The sequence below is a fragment of the Paenibacillus luteus genome (assembly GCF_006542765.1).
GTDB lineage: Bacteria > Bacillota > Bacilli > Paenibacillales > Paenibacillaceae > Pristimantibacillus > Pristimantibacillus luteus.
In genome coordinates, this window is the sequence record NZ_SKCD01000055.1 from 90130 (window position 1) to 108089 (window position 17960).

Here is a 17960-nt window from a genome sequence, read left to right on the forward strand (position 1 = left end):
AGTATAAATTTTATAGAAAATATTGGAGACCTATAGTATCATTAAATTGGTAGACATACTAAGAAATAGAAGGAGATTACTGTATGAAAAAAGGGAGAAAAAAATTAATTTTACTCGCATTATTACTTTTATTGTTTAACTCATTGGGGATTGTTGCCCCAACTGCCAGCGCAAATTCATCAGCATCTTCTCTTGATCTCGCTCTCCCGAATGATTTAACAGACTGGCTATTGGACGAGGATGCGGGGTATATTTATGCAATCTCTAGCCCAGCAAATAGTCTCTACTTTATTCGACTTAGCGATTTTAAAATTGAGAAAACACTGAATGTTGGATCTAGACCTTTATTTTTAGCAAGGGACGGCCAGTTTCTTCAAATAGCGCTTTCCGGTGCGACCATGATAAAGACGGTTGACCTCTCAACTCAACAAATTTCAAACACGATTGTTACACCCGAAATTCCTAATTCAATCGCTGCTTCTTCCACTCATCTTTTTTACGGAACAAGTGACAGGAAGATCTACCAATATAACAAAGCTACTAAGACAAGCAGCGTATTAAACAGTGATTATAATATTTTTGATAATTTAACTCTAGCAGTTGATGAGTCATCGAATACACTTTATGCTGGCAAACTGTCTTCTTATGGCGGTATAACAGCTATAGATATTAAAACTGGAGTACAGCTGAGTAAAGACATTAGTGACAATATGGAGATAGGCGGATCTTCTATATCGCTTAAACGCATTTTTATTGATGATCGTTACGTGTATTTTGGAGGGCATCAGTTCAATAAACACAACTTGATAGAGACGACAGGTACCTACTCAAGAACCAATAATGACTATACTTATCTTGAAGCTGTAATACTGGATGTGACAGATGCTTATGTTCTTACCACGCAAGGTGTATATGATAAAGCTACTTATACTCCATTGGTTCTTTTCCCTTCTAATAAACGATTTGCCTTAATTGATTCAAGTGGACATGCCTATCTTTCTGGAATTGAGAACTGGTATGATAATATAAACAAAATTACTCGAATCGGTCTAACAATACCGCAAAGGACCACTGTTAACTTAACTGGAAATTCGTATTTTATAAATAGTAATCAACCAATTACCGATTGGATAACCTCTGACAACTCACCTTACATCTATGCTATTGTGGCAAGCACCAACGAGCTTGTTGTCATTCGCAAGGAAGATCTAAGTGTAGTGAAAAAAATGTTTATTGGTTCTAATCCAAGTGCAATCAAAATTTATAACGATAAGGTTTATGTTATTTTTAAAGGCGCAAACCACATTAACGTTATAGATTTAGATGACGGTATTCCATCAGAAGTGGCCATTTCTCAAATAACCACGAAGAACTATCCACTTAATGTCTATCCCGATAAGAATAATCGAATTTTGTACAATGGTGGTACATTTGGGAGTGGAATTAGTGTAACATCAGCTGTCTATACCTCTGTTACGGACGCGGTTTATAATGAAAAGAGCACAGGGATTTATTATCCTAGCAGTTATGCATTGGATCTTGATCAACAGATTCTTTTTGGTGGAGATAGTTCCAATGTCTATAAGTACGATAGTCAAGATTTTAGATTGCTTGAAAGAAAAAGCATAGATAACGGTTATTACTATTCCAATATCATTCTTGACGAAAATAATCTTTATTATGGAAAACTTAGATTGGATGCGAACCAGCCTTCTATATTATTGGGAACTTATTCAGAAAGGATTGTATATGCGCACGGAAGCCTCGTGTTCAGTAATGCTGCCGTATACGATAGAGATAGTTTTACAAAAAAATACGATTTGTTAATGTATGTCCAAAATGTCTATGTTGGTGCAGATCATACCATTTTCGTATCGACGGATAACCGTCTATATAAATTTAAAAATATTGAAGAGATGCAAACAGTCATGAATGAGACTCGTCTGCCTTCTAATGGCGTTTTCGTGGATGAAGATTTAAACCCCGGTTGGGTTGATGGATATTTGTCTTTTGAACCACCGATCGATCAAGATGGCATTAAGGGTTATGCTGCGTACTATCTGGATCAAATGGGCAATAAGCTTATGCAAATTGGATTGTATAAGAAGGTAGAACTCTCAACAGACTCGCTTTTTGTTTATGATATTTCAGGCTCGGGATTACCTGACAAAGCAGTCAGCATTGGAGTTTATCCGCTTATTCGCCTTAACGATTACAGCAGCGAACGTATGTTGGACGTGCCTCTATCGGTTCCAATTTATGATGCACCGAACTATCTTCCTGTAGACTTGACGGGGACAGATACGAATGCGGACATAAACATATTTTCTGGCACAGTGACATGGAAAGCAGGAAAAACAGAAATACCTAATGTTCGTTATCACTTGTATTTTATAGATGCATATGGTGACGTTGGAGATGAGATAGCCGTTGTGGATGGTGGGAAAAACACTTATTCCGTTGCTCTCGAGAAGTCTGTACCGGAGGAAGCTTTAGGAATAGGCGTCTTTATGGAAAGTGACAATTTTATATCCCCATTCTATAGCAGAATACTATTTGAAGATAAACGAACAACTGCTATTCCTTTAACATCAATTACCGTAAACAAATTCATGGTTCAAGCAGATAATATCGTAGTTAATAACCTAATTGCTGGTGATATTATACGTGTTTACAATGAGACTCAAACCTTTATTATTGGGGAAGGAATTGTTAAACCGAATCAGAGCACGATAACAATCACCATTGGGAATATTGGAAATCCAGGAAACAAGCTTGTTCTTACTCGAGAGAGTACGAATAGGTTCGAAAGCACGGGTACTTCAGTTGTTATTCCTTCTGTTATAAATGACAGTGGTGGAGGAGGAATCCCTGGTGGCGGTGGTGGCACTCCAGGTGGTGGGGGAATTCCCGGCGGTATTGCTGGAGGTTCAATTACTGAGGAAGCCAAAATCGTGACAACAATGAAACAAGGCACAGATGGAACTTACTCCTCTATAACGGAAGTACCATTGGCCTATATTTCGAATGCCATGAGTGACCCTGACTTTAAGAAAAACCCGAATATTAATATTAAGGCTGATGAAAAAACGGCAACTCAAAGCAGTCAATTCCAGATAGATTTAAATACAATATCAAACATTAACAACAGCTCAAAGGATGCTGTACTTACTTTTGAATCATCATCAGGCAAGTTACAACTTCCGGTAAATTCTTTGTTGTCGTCCGCCTCACAGGATAATCGTTCGGGACAAAAGGTCGTGATTACCATTGCTCAAGCATCAAGTGACTTCAAGACTAAATTGAGTACTCAGCTTAATAGCTCTACAAGTGTTCCGTTGGGGGTTCCTTTGGAATTTGAAGTTAAGTTGACTGGAAACGGTCAAGATAAGATTCTATCCAATTTCTCTAACTATGTTGGTCATATAATGGATTTGAAATTATCCAAAGATGCAGATGCTGTTTATGCGGGCCTTACCTATGATCCGATTACACAGGCTTACGTACCGGTTCCAACTACGTGGGAGTGGAAGGACGGAATTCTGCAGGTGACACTGCAGCGTAAGGGGAATTCAGTATACACCGTTGTTCAAAATCATGTGGAGTTTAATGATTTGGATAATAGCAGTCCATATAAAGAAAGTATTTTAGCATTAGCAAACAGGATGGTTATCAATGGCTACCCTGACGGAAGCTTCAAGGCAGAATCTGTTGTCACACGTGCTGAGTTTGCTGCTATGCTCAATCGGGCTCTAGGCATTTTGCCTAGATTACAGGCTTCTAAAAGCTTTAAAGATGTTAAGACTGGAACTTGGTATGCGGCTCAGGTTAATGCAGCCGTCGACGCTGGTCTAATTAATGGCTATACCGATGGTACATTCCACCCAAATCAAGAAATTACGCATCAAGAAATGATTGTTATGCTGGTGAATGCAGTCAAATATAGCGAAGCTAAGATCGTCATAAAAAACACCACTTCTATAGAGTTTCCTGACAAACTACCAGATTGGGCAAAACCATATTATACTGCTGCCTTGGATAATGGGATACTAACCACAGATAGCCCATTCCAATTTCAGACTGGAAAAAATACGCAACGACAAGAAAGTGCCCTTTTATTATACCAACTGATGAAGGTATTGAAGCTTATCAACGCCTAGGAAGCGGGAGGTGAATTGTGGATTTGTATACCATGATTTGCTTCCATCCTAGAAAGCCACAACCGCGAGGGTTGTGGCTTTTTCATTTACTTGCGCTTTAGCTGAAGAATGAGCTTCGAACTCTCTTTTTACTTTGTTACCTCAATAATCTAATAACGGATTGATCGAATATCAGCACTTGGCGGATATGACGGTGGCTGCGCGCGAAACGGTGGCCAAATGATTGCTTGAATTATAAAATGAGCAGTTGACACTTTCACTGGACCACAAGAAAGAGCGCCATGTTAGGCGCTCTTTTTGTTTTAAAGTTAGCCAGAAAGCTTACCAAGCTACCCCAATTACAATGCCCTCATCCGATTATTTCTTGGAAGGTGTTCGACTTCCGCAAGTCCTAGTTCCTCCATTAAAGGCGGGATATACATGCCAAATCTTCCGCGAAGACCTTTTTTCAAACCATACCAACCGCCTACGGGGTTTTCAGAAGAACGCCCCCAGGCTTCTACCGTACCTTCTTTCGCTGGCTTTTGCTCGTCTGCGCTGCCTAGCTCTATCCAATCTCCGTGCTGCTTGAGCATAGCATGTAAGTCGTCAATACACTGATAGTCATAATGCAATATCGTTTTGCCTACTGTGCAGACGATAATAGGCTTGCCGTCTTTCTCTCCCTTATACATCTCATATTCGGAGGTTTGAGGAGGAGTTTTTAACTTCCAAGGGTCTTCTTTGGTTCCTTTTGCTGTCGCCATAGCCATAACTCCTTTGATTTTGAATTGCATCTCTACTCATATTTACATTAACACACTAGGCTGATAAAATGGGGTGCTTGGCACAGACGCTTATTTAATGCACTACTACATGAAGTGGGGAGAATCCAAGATGAACAGCATTGAATCCCTGAAAGCTGTGGTTGCAATGATTCCAATCTTAAAGGCGGCAGTTCCTGCTGAATTATCGATTGCTATTTGTGATACAGAGAAATTTATAGCCTATTGGCCGGGCGAAAATATTGATTTGCATATACGTGTAAGTCAACAACTGCACCCTGAGGAACCGTTAACGCAGGCCATTCGAAGCAATGTAGCGCTAAGAGCGGAAGTCCCTGCCGCATTTTATGGCTTCGAGTTTACAGGTACGGCTACACCGCTCCACGATTTCGATGGCGCTGTGATTGGCGGCATAGCCGTTCAGCTTCGAAAACAAAGTGAGCTAATAGCCATTGCCGATCAAATGTCGGTTTCATTAACACACGCGAATAATCAGCTGTCGCAGGTGACAGAAGGATCGGTCGTACTGGCGGAGTCTGCTCAGCAGCTTCTTGCCCTCGCCCATAGGACGGTCAAACAGGTGAATGAAACGGATAAAGTGGTCTCTATGGTCAGAAGAGTAGCGGATCAGACAAACTTATTAGGCATTAATGCGGCAATTGAAGCGGCTCATGCAGGGGACCGGGGAAGAGGGTTTGGCATTGTAGCCAATGAAATAAGGAAATTATCCAATGAAACAGTGTCCTCTACGCAAACGATTCAGCATACGCTGAAAACCTTCGAAGAAGCGATAAGCGGAATGCGCATATCCATTGAACAAATGACGGGAATCGTTGAGCAGCAGGCGACATCGTCAAGGCAGATTTTGGACTTCATCGAAGACGTTCATCGGATGTCGGAGCAGCTTAATCAACTGGCAAAGCGGTTATAATCTTATTCTTGCGGCAATACGCCGAAGAACCCGACCTGATTAGGTCGGGTTTTTGGATAAATTAAGGTGTTTTTCACATGAAACTAACTAATTACGATTCGGTCATGTAGGTGAATGTAAATCAAAGCTTAATTTAGTGTTTGTAATGCTTCTGATGTAAAAGGAATCAGCTCGTCTGTCCGACCGTCCCGAATTTTGGCTGCCCAAGCGGGATCAACCAGTAGTGCGCGTCCGATGGCCACCATGTCGAACTCTTCACGCTCAAGTTTTTGGATCAATCCATCAACTCCGACGTTAGCTGCTCCTTTTCCTTCAGTGAAAAGGCTCATGAAGTCGCCATCAAGGCCAACAGATCCAACGGTAATCGTTGGTTTGCCTGTAAGCTTTTTGGTCCATCCGGCAAAATTCAGGTCAGAGCCCTCGAATTCAGGCTCCCAGAAACGGCGAGTGGAGCAATGGAATATGTCTACGCCGGCCTCAACAAGTGGGGCTAGCAATTGCGCCAGCAGTTCCGGTGTTTCAGCCAATTTTGCCGTATATTCACTCGACTTCCATTGCGATAAACGCAGTACGATGGGGAAATCTGCTCCGACTGCTTGACGGCAAGCCTCGATAACCTCCACGGCAAAGGTTGTGCGTGCCAGCATGTCCCCGCCATAACGATCCGTGCGCGGGTTGGTTTTCTCCCAAAGGAACTGGTCGATTAAGTATCCATGTGCGCCGTGCAGCTCAATGCCATCGAACCCAATCCGCTTGGCTTCTAAGGCTGATTGTGCGAATGCTTGTACGATATCAGCAATTTCTGCTTCCGTATAATCGCCAACATGACCGCGTGCTCCCATATGCCAAATTTGCGGAATAATTTTTCCTCCTGCGTCATGTACCTCAGACACTACGTTTGCCCAGCCATTTAAGGCTGCTTCGCCGTAAAAATGAGGAACGTTGGGCTGATTCGATGCATCTGGGTGATTGATAATGGTTCCTTCAGTCACAATCAGTCCCACACCGTTCTCTGCTCTGTGGCGATAATAGGAAGCTACATTTGCGCCGGGTACGCCTTCAGGTGAAAATTGACGGGTCATGGGTGCCATGACAATCCGATTAGCTAATTCCAAATTGCCTAATTTAAAAGGTTTAAACAGCGGTTCTACGGATTGAGTATAATTCATAATAGCCTCCAAAATTAATTTTTTATGTTTAGCAATTTAACTGGCAGTTGCCTGCAGGAATTAGCGCGATTTATCTGCGAATATTCGTCCTAAAGGAATTTCCTGTCCACCACCTCCTTAAGGTTGTAATGTTTGTTTATCATATAAAATTATTGCTTATTCTTGACTGAATGGTCAAAATCTTGGCAAAAAAAATCAAGGCGAAATCATTGCAAAAGATGTACGCAAGACCGCCTCAATCTGTTCCCGAGCTGCGCCTGATTTCTCTAAAATTCTAGCGCCTGAAATAGCGTTGTTAAGATAAGCTGCAAGCTCTTTGCTGGAAAAACGAGAGGTAATCAACTGTTGCTGCTGACCGCTTCTGATGATTTTCTCTAGGACCTGCTCGGCCTCGGCGAACATGAGCTCAATTTCGCGAGTGACCTGCTCGTCCTCTTTTCCGAACTCTAGAGACGAATTCACCATTAAGCATCCTCGGCAAAAGGCGCCATCGTTTAGAAGAGAGCTGCGTAATGAGTCGAGCTTCTCCAGTGGAGAGATATTCTGCTCTTCCAGTTCTTTCAGTAACGCGATGCTCTGTTCACGATAGTGTGCTAAAGCCTTTAGGAACAAGGCTCGCTTGTCGTTAAAGACACAGTATAAGCTTTGTTTCTTGACCCCCGTCATGCGGGTTAGATCCTCATAGGAGGTAGACTTAAACCCTTTGGACCAAAATACTTCCATAGACTGGTGCAAAACACGATCGACATCAAATTCTCTTGGTCTGCTCATGGGATAACCTTATCACGTTTTTGACTGCTCAGTCAAGAATGTGAACGGATACCGATAAGTTACGCTATGTTAGGCTACTGCTCTTTTTGCTTTTTTCATTATGACGAGTCTCCAGCCAGTCAGCATTGCACATACTAAGCAAATTGCGGATGATGTCATGAATACGAGATGCATGCCTGACAGAAAAATAGCGGGTTGGCCTGGAATCAAATCGGTTACTTGGTATCCAGCCTTGCTGCTCATTTCATGAAATAAGATGGTAGTGGCAAGGGTGATGCCGACGACCATCCCCACATTGCGGACCAGTGAGTTGACGCTGCCGGCGGAGCCAAGCTGTGTGCGTGGAACCTTGGACATAATTAGGGAATTGTTTGGCGGCTGAAACAAGCCGCTGCCGATTCCAAGCATAGCGATCCAAACGCCCACCAGCACGACAGAGCTGCCATCATGCAGGCGGGCCAGCCCGAATTGGGCAATGACCATTACGATTAGCCCGGCGAAGGTAAGAGCTTCAGAGCCGATTTTATCCGACAATGCCCCGCTAAGTGGAGAGATGACCACCATGCAGATTGGGAATAACATAAGTAGAAAACCTGCATAGAAGGGGGATAGTTCCAGCATATTCTGTGCATAGAATGGTGCAATTATGTTAAAGCAGAAGTTAGCCACAAACACAAGAAAGCCGCAAAGAATACTCAGTGAGAATAACGAATTTTTAAACAGTGACAGCTGCAATAGCGGGTGGGATGTGCGCATCTCTACTCCAATAAAAGCGATGAAAGCAGAAACCGCGACGATTAGCGACAAAATAATCAGGCTGTCTCCATACCCCAATTGCTGACCAAGCAGCAGTCCAGCGAACAGGGCGATAATAAATACGGCGAACAAAAGGCTGCCAGGGATATCAATTTTGGATTTTACTTTCATAAAGTCCGAAGGAAGAACCTTCCACCCAAGAACGATGGCAATCAGCCCAATCGGAACGTTCACCCAGAAAATATATTCCCAGCCTAATGTTGACACAATAATGCCGCCCAAGCTAGGCCCGGCAATGCTGCCTAACGACACGAAGGTGCCGATTAGCCCAATCGCTTTGCCCCTCTCTGTTGATGGGAAAATATCGGTGACAATGCCTTGGCTGTTGGCCATGGTCATCGAGGCTCCAATAGCCTGTATGATTCGCGAAGCGATAAGGAAGGGAAGGGATGCACTAATACCGCAAAGCAGGGATCCGAATATAAACACCACCATGCCAATTTTGAAAATTTTTATTTTTCCAGCGATATCGCCAAGCTTTCCGAAGAACAGTATGGCTGAGCAAATCGACATTAAATAGATGGTCGTCACCCACTCTACTTGCGCTAGCGGAAGATGAAGCTCCTTGACAAGCACAGGCAAAGCAATATTGACAATACTGCCATCCAGTGTGGCCATAAAAGTGAATAAATTTAATACGATCAGGATCATCCAGCGTTTTTTCTGGATCGCCTCATCCTCTTGATAGGTTGCACCAATTGCACTCATACCTAGCACCTCATGCCTCTTTTTTGATATATAGTTGCGAACGCAACCAAATAATACACTCAGTGTACTACAATGTAGTTGCGCACGCAACAAATTTCATGTAGTGTTTGAGGAAAGGCTTGTTACCCGGCAGTCATTAATTAAAGAGGTGTGCTTAATGAAATTGAACCATGAACCGATCGGCAAGCTGATCTCTCAGCTTCATCGCCAAAATCAAAAAAAGCTCGCGAGTGAGCTTCTGCCGTACGGTATCGGCAGTGGCGGACAGCCCAGCTTTCTTAAGCTAATTCTAAAACAACCAGGCATTACACAGGATCAAATGACCAATGAATTGAAATTTGATAAGGCAACAACCGCCCGTTCAGTGAAGCAGCTTGAGGAGTCCGGTTATATCGAGCGGAGAATTGATCCTAAGGACCGCCGCTCATCTCTGCTTTATCCGACATCGAAGGCACTTGAGTTCGCTCCTGTGCTCCAAGCGATTCTTGCGGAAATCAATAACACGCTTGCCGAAGGATTAACAGTTGAAGAGGTAGAACTATTGATTACTTTGCTCAAAAAGATCAATATGAATTCTAAAAAGTTATGAAAGCAGCCAAATCGTCTTCTGTTATAAATTCATGTTTGGCTCTTGCACGGAGTTGCTGTCGAAATGTTGCTATCGTATTCTGATTTTCGTGGGCTTCCTAATCAATCTGGTTATACTCAATGTAAATGAGTTGATGGCTGCGAGGGGGAAAGGTGATGGATGCAGAGTTATTCGATAAGGTTTACGAGTCTATTGCGAATAAACAATCAACCTATGACGGTATATACTATACCGGTGTAAAGACGACAAAAATTGTATGCCGTCCTTCATGCCGGGCTCGTACACCCAAACGCGAAAATATTACGATATATCCGAATTTAAAGTCTGCCTTGCGCGACGGATTTAGGCCCTGCAAGCGTTGTAAGCCTGATATTCCGGGTTCATTAAATCCAGATGCCATGCTTGCTGCGCAAGTGGATGCTATGATTACAACAAATTTTAAATCAGCGTTAACCTTATCCATACTGGCAAATCAGTTGGCCGTTAGCCCTTATCATTTGCAGCGTACTTATAAGGGCGTTACGAATCGCACGCCAATGGAGCAGCTTCATCAAGTGAGGCTTAAGAAAGCCAAACTACTTTTGGCCAATAGAGAGCTGACCATACATGGCGTAGCATTATCTGTTGGTTATAAAACCGCTTCGCATTTTGCGGTGTGGTTTCGCGAGCAAACGGAGCTAACCCCAACGGCTTACAGAGAGAGTCTAAAAGGAAAGGACGACAGCTATGAGAAATGAGCTAATGTGGACAAGAGTTGAATTCAATCAGAGTAGTTGGTTGCTGCTTGCAACGGAAAAAGGCTTATGCCGAATCATATTTCCGCATGAGGGATTGGAGCATTTCAAAAGCTGGATGACCCGGATTATTCCCAACGGAGAGCTGAAGGAAGATCATGAAGCCATTAAGCGTACAGGGATCATAGAGTGGCTTGAGGGCTATTTTGCAGGCCAGAAGTTATCCATTGCAGGCGCTAAGCTTGATTTAATCGGGACTAAATTCCAGCAGGAAGTATGGAGAGAGCTTGGAAACATCCCTTATGGCGAAACAAGATCCTATGGAGAGATCGCGAAGGCAATAAACAGGCCGCAGGCAGTACGTGCGGTGGGTGCAGCTAATGGAGCGAATCCAATCCCCATCGTATTGCCTTGTCATAGAGTAATTGGAGCCAATCGGAAGCTAACGGGCTTTAGAGGCGGGCTAGAGATGAAGAAAAAATTACTAACTATTGAGGGTATAACTAATGTTGAGGATGGCGGTCATGAACGATTCTTATTTTAAATGAGAAAGAGCACCTAAACCAGGTGCTCTTTTTTTCATTCTATTTTATTAAAGAATCATATACCTCTTCAAGGTAAGCGACCGATACATGCTCTGCTTCTTCTTTTAATAGGAGAGCATCAGAAGCTTGCCGAAGTCGTCGATAGAGGCTGATCGCACTTTTTAACGCATGATAGCAGCTTTCGAAGCTGTGTGCAGGGATCGTCTTTTTGAGGTCTTCTAATTCATTAATGGCATACTTCTCCAGTTTTCTAACGCCTCTAGGAAGTTGACCATTTTGTATCAAAACCAAAGGACCGAGCACGGCACTGCGAATATAAGTAATATGGTCGATCAATTCGAACCATTCGCCTCTCCCTAGCTTCGTTGCGCCGTAATGGACCCAGACCCAGAAGCGGTCCTCTATCCATTGGGCATCGGGGTATGGATGTGAAGGGAAGGTTTTTTCGAAAATGTGGCTGATTACCTGATCTTGTTCCCATAGGATAAGAGGATTTTCAATCCGGACATTGAGCTCTTCCAAGGTAACGAATTTTAGATCGACATGCAGCGGGTCTGGTCCATATAAGCATATAACGACACGAGGTTCACCAACGTGCTCACCCGTAAATCCAGAAAGCAGTGTGCCCAATCCTTCGGCAATGGCCAGCCGTTCACTCATGATCTGACCCTGATAGGCAGAGTCGTATACGATGATTAGGTCTAAATCGCTATACTCGTCCATGGTATTCGTCATCATGGAACCGCCGGCTAAAAGCCCTCGAACTCGCCGATCTTGGCTTAGCTTTTCCTTGGCTTGGTGAATGAATTGTTCGTGAACAGGCAGCAGCATATAAAGCACCCCTTATGATATGACCCAAAATGGGTATTACGCCAACGTACCATCTCCATTGGCCTTTGTCAATTCTAAGCGGAGCACTGCTCGGATGAGGTACTCAATTTTTTAGCTTCGTATTTAATTTCACAAGAAAGAGATCCTGAGAGAGCCCTTTTCCCAAGATATAAATTCAATCGGTTAAATTAGTAAGTTTTAGGAGCTTGTTCGGTTATTCTCTGATAAAATTAAGCATAAGGAGAGATATATCTTCCTTTTAGCCATAAGGCCTTGTTAATCTTAGTGCTTCTTAAAAAGTCGAATCGGAGTCAGTTACTGTAATAGCAGGGGAAGTGTGTACGTTGGATAACGGTAAATTTGTGAAGCTGTTTGGGCTTGTTGGCGGAGCTGCGGTCCTGAATATTATCGTGTTGTCACCTGGGCTTCTAGGTGTGGAAATAGGAGGTGAAAGCGTACTTGAAACGGCTTCGGGCGTAACGTTATTGGTTGTGAGTTTTATTGTTATGCTTTACGGGAGTTATAGTTTGCTCTTTAAACCTCCCGTCGTGCTTCCGGTAAAAAACATAGCGACGCGTGAGGATTATATTGCTGCGCTTCACCAGTACCGAAATGCCAAAGACTTGAAAAAGGATATAGCCCTTGCTTTGGATCAATTGGAACGAATAGTGAAAAAGAAGAGTGCTTTGGTAGAGATTCTTGGACAGCGCTTCGATCAAACGGAAATCAGCTATAAGAAGTTCGACTCCGTTATTTATGAGGTTGAGAAGCTGTTCTACCTCAATATTCGGGGTATTCTTAACAAGCTCAGTGTATTCGATGCCTCCGGCTATTCCACTTTTGCAGGGCAGCAGCAATCGGCGAGGCTCTCTGACAAACTAATACAGGAAAAAACGAATTTATACAAGGAGTACTTATCTTACGTTACGGGTTATCTCAGTGCTAATGAAGAAATTTTACTTAAGCTAGATAAATTATTGTTGGAAATTTCGCTGTTAAACAGTACCGATTATAGAGATGTTGAGGAAATGCCCTGCATGAAGGAGATTGATTTATTAATCAAGCAGACCAAATTATATAAGCATGGAGAGGGAGACGGATATGGCAGGTAAAGGGAAAGCTTTTGTAGTGTTAGTGGCTATTGCACTGTCTGTTTTTTTGCTTGTTTATTTGGGCATCACCTTAACGTCTAATCTAGGGAAAACAAAGACGCAGATCACTACGGAAGACGCGGCCAAAAAGCTTGATAAATTATATAAAGATGTATCGGTGAAAACGATGCAGCCCATCAAAGGCCAAATTGATCTAGATCCTGCGGCAGTTGGAGATTCTTTGCCCGATATATCCAAATTTCCGGTTTCGGTATCGAATACCACGGATAACTATGTAGAAATATTTTCTTCCACGGAGAAATCCGGAACAGGTATTGATGGGTGGTTAAATGAAGTAGCTGCCGAATTCAATAACGCCAATATCACGGTTGATGGAAAGCCAGTATCGGTTATGATTCGAAATATTGCTTCGGGAACCGCTGCCGATTATATCAGGTCAGGCAAATATATACCGGATGCCTTTACTCCTTCGAACGAGCTGTGGGGCGAAATGGTCAAAGCAGAGGGCATTCCTACTCAGTTAGTCTCTAAGCGGCTTGTTGGCAATGTTGCCGGTATTGTATCAACCAAAACAAAGTATGATGAGCTGGTAGATAAATACGGTTCCCTGAATATCAAGACCGTCACCGATGCTATTGCCGATAATGAGCTGGCCATGGGGTATACAGATCCGTTTGCCAGTTCTACGGGGCTAAACTTTTTGGTGACCGCCCTCGGAACCTTTGACAGCAATGATTTGCTGGGCGAGAAAGCGGTGCAGGGCTTTGAGAAGTTCCAGGCAAATGTCCCTTTTATTGCGTCAACCACGCTGCAAATGCGCGAGGCAGCCAAGACAGGCATGCTGGATGCTTTTGTTTTAGAGTATCAAACCTTTGTGAATGCGACGGATTTTAAAGCAGGTTACGTGTTCACTCCTTTTGGCGTGAGACATGATAGTCCGCTTTATGCCTTGGGTGATTTGCCAAAGGCTAAACTCGACATTATTCAGAAGTTCGCCGACTTTGTGGAGCAAGAGAAATATCAGAAATTAGCGGAGCAGAAAGGCTTTAACGGCCTGCAGGATTACCAATCAGAGCTTTCGGTCGTGGATGGCAGCATCTTGTCCGCAGCGCAGAAGCTATGGAAGGAGAAGAAGGATGGCAGCAAACCGATTGCGGCAGTGTTTGTAGCTGACGTATCGGGGAGCATGGGCGGTGAACCGATAAATCGATTGAAGGAATCGCTGTTGAAAGGTCAAAAGTTTTTGGGCCGGGACAATAGCATTGGTTTTGTTTCTTACTCCAGCGATGTTGCCATCAATCTTCCGATCGGGAAGTACGATACGAATCAGCAATCAATGTTCGTGGGGGCGATAAACAGCCTTCAGGCCAGTGGGGGCACAGCTACTTTTGACGGGATTGTGGTGGCGATGAAAATGCTTCAGGACGAGATCGCTTTGAATCCCGATGTAAAGCCTATAATCTTTGTACTGAGCGACGGAGAGACGAATGAAGGGCATTCGCTTAAGGATATTAGAGGACTGATCGAGACCTACAAAATTCCGGTCTACACGATTGGCTACAATGCAAACATCAAGGCTCTTCAAAGTATTTCAAGCATCAATGAGGCGGCCAGTATTAATGCGGATACCGAGGATGTTGTTTATAAGATCGGCAATTTACTTAACGTTCAAATGTAAAGATAAACAATGAGGAGGGGCTAAAATGTCATTTTCCATGGAAGTGATAAGCGAGGAGAAGCTGAAGTCGGCAATCGAGGAGCAGGTGAAGCCTGAACCGGAGGAGTTAACGCAGCTGAAAGAGCTGGCGTTAAACAACGTTTCTACAATTTTGGCGTTGGATATCGAGTCATTGGATAAGCGAAGAGGGGTCTTGCAGTCCATTGATAGCTTCGGAATGGGCTCGATGAGGTCGTCCTCGGAGAAAAATGCCCTTCTGCAGGTTTCCGTAGGGAACTTATCCAAAACAGGGGATGAAGGCGGGCAAGTAGCCAAGGGTTTGGCGGAGCTTCACCTTCAGTTGAAGGATTTGGACCCGAGCGTCATCGATTTTGCAAAAAGCGGCGTTTTGGGCATGCTGTTTAATCCCTTGCGGCGTTACTTTGTGAAGTACCAGAAAGCAGATGCGGTCATTTCGGACATTATATTATCATTAGATAAAGGGAAAACGGTATTAAAAAATGACAACACCACCTTGGAGATCGAACAGCAGGTGCTTAGGGAGCTCACTAAAAAGCTGCAAAAGGAAATCCAGCTAGGCGTGCTAATGGATTCAGAGATTGAGTCTCAGATTGAAGCAGCAAAACTGCGCCAAGAGTCTGCAGACAAAATTCTGTTTATCACGGAGGAAGTCTTATTTCCTTTACGCCAGCGTCTAATGGATTTGCAGCAAATGCAGGTAGTCAATCAGCAGGGAATTATGGCCATAGAGGTTGTGATGAGGAATAATAAGGAGCTTATGAGAGGAGTAGACAGAGCCCGAAATGTTACAGTTTCTGCCCTGAAAATCGCAGTCACCGTGGCAAGCGCGCTTTACAATCAACGAATTGTTTTGAAGAAGATTGAGCTTCTCAACCAAACCACGGACAATCTCATCAGCGGTACTTCAAAAATGCTGAAAGACCAGGGAGCAGCGATTCATAAGCAATCCCTTGAAGCCAATATCTCAGTCGACACGATGAAACAAGCCTTTACCGACGTGCTTTCAGCCTTAGATTCGATTAGCACTTATAAGCAGGAGGCGCTTCCTCGCATGCGTGAAACCATTAGCCAGTTTAGAGAGCTGGCGAATGAAGGGGAAAGCAGGATTTTACGGCTGGAGAAGGGTCAAAAGCTGGGTCTTTAGAGAGGTTCATTATTTTTGAACAGGCAGGGGCTTAACGAAGCCCCTGTTTTTGGCGTAGGAGGAGACTGGACGCTTGCTGAACTGTTCAGAGATGAAGTTGTTTCAGATCTTTGGCTGAACAGGATACAAACGCTTTTGTCTGCGCTGCTCGTCCAGCAATCGCATCATCCCATTCTGAATGCTGATCGTATGCTGTGTTGAAAGTGAGGGATGAACAAGGTTGTTTGTCTCTAGGGGATCATCGGTTAAGTTGTACAATTCAAATTCCTCCTGAACCGGTTGTGTCTTGGTTGACGTAACCCATTGCCCTAAAGTAGGGTCTCCTACTGGCTGTGAGATGCTATCTTGGACGCCAGGTTGGCTCCAAAATTGAACATTGTCGAAGTAACGGGAGAACTTCCAAATCTCCTGTTTGTTATTTCTATTAAGGGTAATCATTACGGTTTCGATGTGGTTAGGTTGAACGACAGAGGGATAGGGCACGCCCAATACATTCATTTGGCGCTGGCCGCGGGTGACATCGTCATCGGACATGAAGTAGATCGGTTCATCCGCGATCCGAGCGTCATTATTCCCGAGCGCCAGAGAACTAAGATTTCGACCAACAAATGGACGAATATCACTGAAGCTATTATGAATACGATTTTGTATTTGATTAATGTCAATATTCGCCAGACCAAGCATAGTAGGCAGAAGATCTACATGATTCGTCAGGGAATGAACATTTTTCTGTTGAGGGAATAGATGCTTATTATGTATGAGGAACGGGACATGAAGGAATTCTTCATAGGCAGAGTACCATTTTTGATGAAGATTGCCGTGTGCCCCAAGCAAATCCCCATGATCAGAAGTGAAAATAACAATGGTATTGTCGTAAAAAGAAGAGCTAGTAAGAGCGTTAAACACCTTTAATATTTGATTGTCCGCATTTTTTTGCAATTGGTAATAGAGCTGACGGTAAAACGGCTGGTCGGAAATTGGCTGCAGCGCTCTGGGGTAAAGATCCCGATAGCTTGCTTGACAGCGAGGCTTCGTAGTTAGCTGTTCATTCAGGGTCGGTGGAGGGGATACTTGGGGCATAGGATCGACATTAAATTTGAAATTGGGCAGTCGAGCGGTCAAATCGCCATATAACACAATATCATGCGGGTTTACAAAGGAAGAAACGATTAGCCAAGGCTGTGCATGGTTGTTTTGGCGTTGCATATGATCGAGGGACTGAATGAGCTCAACGGTTTCAGCAGCGTAAACCTCATCTCGGCCGCTTAATCCGTAAGCGGAGGAAGATGCTGAATTGCGAGGGTTTCGGCCTACGGGATCGGGCCCAATCCAATCAGAAAAACCGAAATCGTTTAAGCGATCAGCAAGGGAATATAGTTCTTCTTGTTTCCGATCAGGGGCTCCAGTCAACGGATGATAGCTAGGAATGCTATTGTGGGTACCTGGCGTGATGATATCCTCATTCGATATATGCCATTTTCCCTTATAGTACGTTTCGTAGCCGGCAGCCCGGAAGTAATGGCCCATCGTAGGCACCGTATTTCTATTCAACCAAAACATGTCGGAGTCAAATGCTTCCTTTGCAATGCCGACGGTCTGACTCACTCCGTGGAGCGAAGGATACTGGCCCGTAAACATCGTAGCCCGACTTGGGCAGCAGGCGGTGCTTCCTATATAATGTCTATGGAACTCCACGCTGTTAGCTTTTAAAAGTTGCTGAGCAATGAGATGATGTGCACGCCATTCTTTGATTTCCTTGCTTTCATAAATGGGAGGATAACGCTCTTCATCCACCAGAAGGACAAGGAAGTTGGGTTTCTCCGTAGAACGAGATGATAGGGGAGAATTGTTCATCGTAAACTCACATCCTCAGAAGGGTTTAATTCTATGTTATGTGGCGCGAGTTCAGAAAAGTAGTGCTTATGAAGGGATTAATGCCTACACTCCCTGGATGGTGGATCTCGTACAGCCGCAGTCTCCTTCTGGG

Annotated in this window: 14 protein-coding genes; 8 read left to right on the forward strand and 6 right to left on the reverse strand. The window is 43.8% G+C overall.

Annotation, left to right across the window (positions count from 1 at the left end; translation table 11 throughout):
• The first annotated feature begins 83 nt into the window (after positions 1 to 83).
• Positions 84 to 4160 (forward strand): S-layer homology domain-containing protein, encoded by a 4077-nt coding sequence (locus tag E0496_RS29075; protein ID WP_141505330.1) that lies wholly within the window; start codon positions 84 to 86, stop codon positions 4158 to 4160.
• A 338-nt stretch (positions 4161 to 4498) separates the two neighbouring features.
• Here E0496_RS29075 and E0496_RS29080 read toward each other — a convergent pair whose 3' ends face one another.
• Positions 4499 to 4906, reverse strand: coding sequence for a DUF6855 family protein (locus E0496_RS29080; RefSeq protein WP_141505331.1), 408 nt, complete (start codon positions 4904 to 4906; stop codon positions 4499 to 4501).
• A gap of 130 nt (positions 4907 to 5036) precedes the next feature.
• On the opposite strand from E0496_RS29080, the gene E0496_RS29085 reads away from it, so the two are divergent.
• The gene (locus E0496_RS29085) at positions 5037 to 5855 is read left to right on the forward strand and encodes a methyl-accepting chemotaxis protein (RefSeq protein ID WP_141505333.1); all 819 of its coding nucleotides are present in this window, start codon (positions 5037 to 5039) and stop codon (positions 5853 to 5855) included.
• A gap of 128 nt (positions 5856 to 5983) precedes the next feature.
• On the opposite strand, the gene E0496_RS29090 is transcribed toward E0496_RS29085, so the two are convergent.
• The 3 genes from E0496_RS29090 to E0496_RS29100 all read right to left on the reverse strand — a co-directional run bounded on the left by E0496_RS29090 (position 5984) and on the right by E0496_RS29100 (position 9319).
• Complete coding sequence (locus E0496_RS29090; protein WP_175598130.1) at positions 5984 to 7024, reverse strand: NADH:flavin oxidoreductase; 1041 nt, start codon at positions 7022 to 7024, stop codon at positions 5984 to 5986.
• A gap of 195 nt (positions 7025 to 7219) precedes the next feature.
• A complete protein-coding gene (locus E0496_RS29095) occupies positions 7220 to 7795 on the reverse strand; it encodes a TetR/AcrR family transcriptional regulator (RefSeq protein ID WP_141505335.1) in 576 nt (191 codons plus the stop codon).
• 69 nt (positions 7796 to 7864) lie between these two features.
• Positions 7865 to 9319, reverse strand: coding sequence for an MFS transporter (locus tag E0496_RS29100; protein WP_141505337.1), 1455 nt, complete (start codon positions 9317 to 9319; stop codon positions 7865 to 7867).
• A 163-nt stretch (positions 9320 to 9482) separates the two neighbouring features.
• On the opposite strand from E0496_RS29100, the gene E0496_RS29105 reads away from it, so the two are divergent.
• The 3 genes from E0496_RS29105 (at position 9483) to E0496_RS37020 (ending at position 11186) form a co-directional block, all read left to right on the forward strand.
• Positions 9483 to 9908 (forward strand): MarR family winged helix-turn-helix transcriptional regulator, encoded by a 426-nt coding sequence (locus E0496_RS29105; protein ID WP_141505595.1) that lies wholly within the window; start codon positions 9483 to 9485, stop codon positions 9906 to 9908.
• Between the two features lie 155 nt (positions 9909 to 10063).
• Complete coding sequence (locus tag E0496_RS29110; RefSeq protein WP_141505339.1) at positions 10064 to 10645, forward strand: bifunctional transcriptional activator/DNA repair enzyme AdaA; 582 nt, start codon at positions 10064 to 10066, stop codon at positions 10643 to 10645.
• Positions 10635 to 11186, forward strand: coding sequence for a methylated-DNA--[protein]-cysteine S-methyltransferase (locus E0496_RS37020; RefSeq protein ID WP_141505341.1), 552 nt, complete (start codon positions 10635 to 10637; stop codon positions 11184 to 11186). Before E0496_RS29110 ends, E0496_RS37020 begins: the two co-directional genes overlap by 11 nt.
• A 40-nt stretch (positions 11187 to 11226) precedes the next feature.
• Here the strand turns inward: E0496_RS37020 and E0496_RS29120 are convergent, their stop codons facing one another.
• Positions 11227 to 12018, reverse strand: a complete 792-nt coding sequence (locus E0496_RS29120) for a nucleotidyltransferase domain-containing protein (protein WP_141505343.1) — start codon at positions 12016 to 12018, stop codon at positions 11227 to 11229.
• A gap of 344 nt (positions 12019 to 12362) precedes the next feature.
• On the opposite strand from E0496_RS29120, the gene E0496_RS29125 reads away from it, so the two are divergent.
• Genes E0496_RS29125 through E0496_RS29135 form a run of 3 tightly spaced genes read left to right on the forward strand, consistent with a single transcriptional unit; the run spans position 12363 to position 15973 of the window.
• Entirely contained in the window at positions 12363 to 13130 is a 768-nt protein-coding gene (locus E0496_RS29125) for a hypothetical protein (protein ID WP_141505345.1), read from the forward strand.
• Positions 13120 to 14808 (forward strand): vWA domain-containing protein, encoded by a 1689-nt coding sequence (locus tag E0496_RS29130; RefSeq protein ID WP_141505348.1) that lies wholly within the window; start codon positions 13120 to 13122, stop codon positions 14806 to 14808. Before E0496_RS29125 ends, E0496_RS29130 begins: the two co-directional genes overlap by 11 nt.
• A gap of 25 nt (positions 14809 to 14833) precedes the next feature.
• Positions 14834 to 15973, forward strand: a complete 1140-nt coding sequence (locus E0496_RS29135; RefSeq protein ID WP_141505349.1) for a toxic anion resistance protein — start codon at positions 14834 to 14836, stop codon at positions 15971 to 15973.
• Positions 15974 to 16075: 102 nt separating this feature from the next.
• On the opposite strand, the gene E0496_RS29140 is transcribed toward E0496_RS29135, so the two are convergent.
• On the reverse strand, positions 16076 to 17827 hold the full coding sequence (locus E0496_RS29140; protein ID WP_141505350.1) for a sulfatase family protein: 1752 nt from the start codon (positions 17825 to 17827) through the stop codon (positions 16076 to 16078).
• Between the last annotated feature and the right edge of the window lie 133 nt (positions 17828 to 17960).